At 32.2% G+C, this 4,990-nt stretch carries 5 protein-coding genes and 1 pseudogene; 5 read left to right on the top strand and 1 reads right to left on the bottom strand.

The window, feature by feature from the left end:
• The 3 genes from SPD90_RS02480 to SPD90_RS02470 form a co-directional block, all read left to right on the top strand.
• On the top strand, positions 1-254 hold a 254-nt coding region (locus SPD90_RS02480; protein ID WP_320924209.1), incomplete at its 5' end, for a 4Fe-4S binding protein.
• Complete coding sequence (locus SPD90_RS02475) at positions 254-1,873, top strand: amidohydrolase (RefSeq protein ID WP_320924208.1); 1,620 nt, start codon at positions 254-256, stop codon at positions 1,871-1,873. The genes SPD90_RS02480 and SPD90_RS02475, both read left to right, overlap by 1 nt.
• Positions 1,874-2,087: 214 nt before the next feature.
• A complete protein-coding gene (locus SPD90_RS02470) occupies positions 2,088-3,011 on the top strand; it encodes a carbon-nitrogen hydrolase family protein (RefSeq protein WP_320624460.1) in 924 nt (307 codons plus the stop codon).
• Between the two features lie 110 nt (positions 3,012-3,121).
• On the opposite strand, the gene SPD90_RS02465 is transcribed toward SPD90_RS02470, so the two are convergent.
• Positions 3,122-3,886: a 4Fe-4S binding protein gene (locus SPD90_RS02465; protein WP_320924207.1), complete on the bottom strand. Its 765-nt coding sequence runs from the start codon at positions 3,884-3,886 to the stop codon at positions 3,122-3,124.
• A 165-nt stretch (positions 3,887-4,051) separates the two neighbouring features.
• On the opposite strand from SPD90_RS02465, the gene SPD90_RS02460 reads away from it, so the two are divergent.
• Together SPD90_RS02460 and SPD90_RS02455 are read left to right on the top strand one after the other, a co-directional pair.
• Complete coding sequence (locus SPD90_RS02460; protein ID WP_320624462.1) at positions 4,052-4,498, top strand: Rrf2 family transcriptional regulator; 447 nt, start codon at positions 4,052-4,054, stop codon at positions 4,496-4,498.
• Between the two features lie 47 nt (positions 4,499-4,545).
• A pseudogene (locus SPD90_RS02455) lies at positions 4,546-4,698 on the top strand (helix-turn-helix domain-containing protein); the annotation flags it as partial.
• Positions 4,699-4,990 lie beyond the last annotated feature (292 nt).

Raw genomic sequence — 4,990 nt, 5'->3', positions numbered from 1 at the left:
AAAAATTATTTGTAAAATTAGGTCAAAACACAGGTATATCAAAAAATACAAATAAAAAATTAACTATACTAGATAAGGACAAATGCATTAAATGTAAAAAATGTGCAAAGGTATGTCCTATGCAGCTACAGCCTTATCTAGAATTTAATGAACAAAATCAATTTGACAATGAAAACTGTATAAAATGTAATACTTGTGTCAATAATTGTCCTAAAAAAATACTTACAATAAAGAGCTTGAAGGGGGAAAGATAATGAGAAAAATATACATTAATGGTACTGTTTACACAGTAACTAATGGGAATGCAGAGGCTTTTGTTGAAGAAAATGGTAAATTTATATATGTTGGTAGCACTGAAGAAGCACTTACATATAAGGAAGCAGATAGTGAAGTAATCGATTTAGCTGGAAAATTTGTAACAGCTGGATTTAACGATTCACATACACATGTTTTAGAAATTGGTGACTTCCTTCAAATGGTACAACTATCTAAATGTACTGGTTCTATAGAAGAAATGAAGGAAGGAATTAGACAATTCATAGCAGAAAGAGATTTTAAAGAAAATGAATGGGTTAGAGGTAGAGGATGGAATAATGACTTTTTTGCAGATGAAAATAGATTCCCAACTAGATACGATTTAGATGAAGTATCTACTACTCAACCAATATGCATAATCCGTGCATGTGGTCACGTTTGTATTGTAAACTCTAAAGGTCTAGAATTAATCGGTATAACTAAGGATTCACCACAGGTAGAAGGTGGACAATTTGATGTAGATGAAAACGGAGAACCTCTAGGAATATTCAGAGAAAATGCACTTGAACTTGTATATAGTAAAGCGCTTAATCCAGATAAAGAAGGATTAAAAACAATGCTAGAGGATGCTTGTAAATTCTTAAATACATTCGGTGTGACATCAGCACAAACAGACGATTTTATTGCATTTCCAGGGGTGGATTATGAAGTATTAATATCTGCATTTAAGGAACTTGAACAAGAAGGTAAATTAACAGTAAAAATCAACGAACAATCTCAATTAGTAAATATGGAATTACTAAAAGGGTTCATAGAAAAAGGATATAAAACAGGCGTAGGTACAGACCACTTCAAAATAGGACCATTAAAATTATTAGCAGATGGATCTCTAGGAGCTAGAACTGCATCTTTATGTGAACCTTATGAAGATGACAAGAGCACTTGTGGTATACCAATATACACTCAAGAACAATTCGATGAAATGATAGAATACGCTCACAAAAATGGAATGCATGTAGTAGTTCACTGTATAGGTGACAAGCCAATGTACATGGTAATCGAAGCTATAGAAAAAGCTCTTAAAAAATACCCTAAAGAAGACCATCGTCACGGTATAGTTCACTGTCAAATAACTACAAGAGAGCTACTAGACAAATTTAGAGACCTTAAATTACACGCATACATACAAACTATATTCCTAGACTACGATATAACTATAGTAGAAGACAGAATAGGAAAAGAAAGAGCAAAATATACATATAACTTCAAAACAATGCTAGATGAAGGCGTAATAGCAAGTAATGGTTCTGACTCTCCAGTTGAATTACCAGATGTAATGAAGGGTATCCAATGTGCTGTTACTAGAAAGAGCTTAGACGGTAAATACGGACCATTCTTACCAGAACAAGCATTAAGCGTTGAAGAAGCAATTAAAACTTATACTATATTAGGTGCTTATGGTTCATTTGAAGAAGATGTCAAAGGAAGCATAGAAGCTGGTAAGGTTGCAGACTTTGTTGTTCTTGGACAAAATCCATTTGATGTAGATCCAAGTACATTAAAAGATGTACCTGTACTTGCTACTTACCTTGATGGTGAATGTGTATTTACAAAATAGTAAAAAATATTTTCAAAGTCCTTTAAAAGAGTTCAATTATTTACCATCAATTTTTTTGAATTTATATATCATATAATTCAATTTTATTAATTTCATAAATTGTAGTATTATTATATTAATAGGAAATAATTTACAATAAAAAGTGAACTACTATTTCCTACACATAATTTGCATGCAATATTATCAAAATATTTTTTATTAGAGAGGTGTATATATGAAGGATTTAAAGGATGTTTGTAAAATTGCATTAGTTCAAGCTGCACCAGTTATGTTTGACAAAAAATTAGGTGTTGAAAAAACAGTAAAGCTTATCGAAGAAGCTGCAGAAAAAAACGTTGATTTAATAGTATTTCCAGAATTATTTATTCCAGGGTATCCATATGGAATGACTTATGGATTTACAGTTGGAAGCAGAAATGAAAAAGGTCGTGAAGACTGGAAGGTTTACTACGACAATTCTATAGTAATACCAGGCGAAGAAACTGATATATTAGGTAAAGCCGCAAAGGCTGCACATGCATATGTCAGCATAGGTGTTTCTGAACGCGATTTAACTACAGGAACACTTTATAATTCAAATATATTCTTCTCACCAGAAGGAGAATTAGTAGGTGTACATAGAAAACTTAAACCAACTGGCTCAGAACGTGTTGTCTGGGGAGATGCAAATAAGGGATACTTCCCTGTTGTAGATACTCCTTGGGGTAACATGGGAAGCTTAATCTGCTGGGAAAGCTACATGCCACTAGCTAGAGTTGCGCTTTACGACAAAGGAGTTACTCTTTATATTTCTCCAAATACTAACGACAACCCAGAGTGGCAAGCGACTATACAACATATAGCTATAGAAGGTCATTGCTATTTCATAAATTCTGATATGTACTTCACAAAGGATATGTATCCAAAGGATTTAAATTGCCAAGATGAAATAGATAAATTATCTGACATAGTTTGTCGTGGTGGTAGCTGTATAATAGATCCATATGGACATTACGTTACAGAGCCTGTATGGGACAAAGAAGAAATTATCTATGCAGACTTAGATATGCAAAAGGTTCCTATGAGTCGTATGGAATTAGATGCTTGTGGACATTATGCTAGACCTGATGTGCTAGAGCTTATAGTTCATGAAAAATAATTTATTAGTAGAATTTTAAAGTTTAGCTACGATAGCTAACTTTGTGATCGATAAAAAAATACTCATATATAAGTAAATTTAATGCTTATGTATGAGTATTTTTTTATTGCTTATTTGCCAAGGAATAACTGATTTTGTTTTCTAGAACTACAGCTTTTTTTCAAAGCTTGAGCTGATACAAAAGTTAAAATCTTGTTGTTTACTCTAGAATGGTTAGGGCAAACAGATATACAATGCATACAAGCAATACATTTAGTTTTGTCGACTGTACGAGGGTTATCTTTTGGGATTGCCTTTACAGGACATTCAGCTGCACAAATACCACAATTTGTACATGTATTATTTGCTTTAGGAGCTAGTGGAACTCCACCATATTTTTTGTAAGGATGGTTTCCTTTTACAAGAGGCGTATCTTTTACACCAGATTGAATTTTTTGTTGAATTTGTTTTGCAAAATCTTTTAATTCTTCTATATCCTTATCATCTGGACGATTTGTAGCAAATTGACGGCATATAGAATGTTCAGCAATCGCTGCAATACCTGCTATACAACAAAAATCAAGATTTTCTAGAGCATCCTTTAATTCAAGTAAAGTATCATCGTAATCGCGATTACCGTATACAGCTATGAAGATTGTCTTAGTGTGGTTTCCTTTTAATTGCTGCATACGTTCAATAGCAAGAGCTGGTACACGACCGCCGAAAGATGGAACAGCGACAATACAAATATCATCTTCATTGAAAGCACATTTATATGGTTTATCCTGAGAAAATAAATCTAGTGTTTCTTTTTCACATGACCACATATCACTTACCGCATCAATTACTTTTTTTGTTCCTCCAGTTGGACTAAAATAAATTTTATAAAGTTTCATTTCGAATACCCCCTCAATAATATAATATTAGATGTAACTTTAAAATTTACATCTAATATTATATACTTCAAACAGTGTAAAATCAACATTTACATCTTATAAATATAAATGTATAATAAAAAATATAAATTGACTTTATTCATAAATCAGAGAGGACCCAATAATATGCAAATTAGTATGAAATGTTCCGTTGCTATACATTGTTTGATATTTATCAATGAAGCACAAGGAAAGGTAAAAATTACAAGTAAACTGTTATCTCAAAGTACAGGTTGTAATCCTGTTATAATTAGAAATATATTGAGCAAGCTTAAAAAGGCAGGAATTATATCTGTTAAGCAAGGAACGGGAGGGGCTACTTTATGTAAAGAGCCTTCTGAAATAAATATTTTTATGATATACCATGCATTAGAGCCACAAGGACTTAATTCCCTAATTGGTATTCATTCTTGCGAGGAAGGTAAATGTCCTATAGCAAAAAATATAAGAGGGGTACTTGAAGAGCCTTATATGCAGGTACAGAAGGCTGTAGAAGATAGTATGAAATCCATTACGCTTGATACTCTAATTGATAAGTATCATGAATTATCAGAAAAAGGACACGACTATTAAGATGGAGTATTTTAATAGGAGTGTTCTTTTTTTATATAAACTTAAATATGAAGGAACGTGCAATCATTGAAATAAGACTTAAAGACGGGTTTTCAGCATATAAAATAGCAAAGGAACTTAATAGATCAAAAAGTACTATCTTAAACGAAATCAAACGTGGTACAACTACTCAAATAAAGCAAGGCAAACCAGTTGAAATAGCTGATTATGATTTTAATCAGATAGCAGCAGTTGAGGAATGGATGAATACACTTCCTAGGAAAATACTTGGATATGATACTCCAGAGCAGTTATTTGAAGAAGAAGATTCAAAGCTACGCTTATGTGGTTATTGTTAAATTGATTTCAGGTGTATTTTTACTATCACAGAAAAAATAGTTCAATTTGATATTGCAATTTACGAAAAAGGAATGTATTTACAGAAAAAGTTATGCTACAATTGAGGAAAATAAGATGAAGTGTTTAATTTACAAAGTGCTCAACTAAAGGGGG

Source organism: Intestinibacter sp. (genome assembly GCF_034113885.1).
Lineage (GTDB): Bacteria > Bacillota > Clostridia > Peptostreptococcales > Peptostreptococcaceae > Intestinibacter.
The sequence above is the reverse complement of the archived record's forward strand: the minus strand, read 5'-3'. Positions and strand labels throughout refer to the sequence as shown.

What these genes read in the sequence shown, in the direction of transcription:
- SPD90_RS02475 (WP_320924208.1), top strand. Translation starts at nt 254, where the DNA reads ATGAGAAAAATATACATTAATGGTACTGTTTACACAGTAACTAATGGG.
- SPD90_RS02470 (WP_320624460.1), top strand. Translation starts at nt 2,088, where the DNA reads ATGAAGGATTTAAAGGATGTTTGTAAAATTGCATTAGTTCAAGCTGCA.
- SPD90_RS02465 (WP_320924207.1), bottom strand. Translation starts at nt 3,886, where the DNA reads ATGAAACTTTATAAAATTTATTTTAGTCCAACTGGAGGAACAAAAAAA.
- SPD90_RS02460 (WP_320624462.1), top strand. Translation starts at nt 4,052, where the DNA reads ATGCAAATTAGTATGAAATGTTCCGTTGCTATACATTGTTTGATATTT.